This window comes from Acinetobacter lwoffii (assembly GCF_024129855.1).
GTDB lineage: Bacteria > Pseudomonadota > Gammaproteobacteria > Pseudomonadales > Moraxellaceae > Acinetobacter > Acinetobacter lwoffii_L.
The window spans coordinates 1-314 of record NZ_JAMXXC010000084.1 but is presented as its reverse complement, the minus strand read 5'-3'; the positions used below and the strand labels follow the sequence as shown (position 1 = coordinate 314).

Sequence of the window (314 nt, the reverse complement as noted above, 5' to 3'; positions counted from 1 at the left end):
ACTTATTGATAAGCTGGGGACTTAGCTTAGTTGGTAGAGCGCCTGCTTTGCACGCAGGAGGTCAGGAGTTCGACTCTCCTAGTCTCCACCAAATTTCAAGACAAGAAAAGCATGCTTTTCCTTGAAATTTAAGCAAGAAGCTACGCTTCGCGCAGTATGTAAGCATACAGTGATGAAGTTGTTTAGTTCCTAAGCGATCAGGTGTTTAGATCCTAGAGATTAACAAGTACAAGCGTTATGATACGCGCACTTGATAATCTCTGTGATTTATCACAGTTTCCTGACCTGACGAAGGCTGGAAAAATCATTAACAG

The 314-nt window shown here is 42.4% G+C and carries 1 tRNA gene; it reads left to right on the top strand.

Going from position 1 to position 314, the window contains the following annotated elements:
• Window positions 1-15: 15 nt before the first annotated feature.
• A tRNA-Ala gene (locus NI465_RS16605) sits at window positions 16-91 on the top strand.
• Window positions 92-314 lie beyond the last annotated feature (223 nt).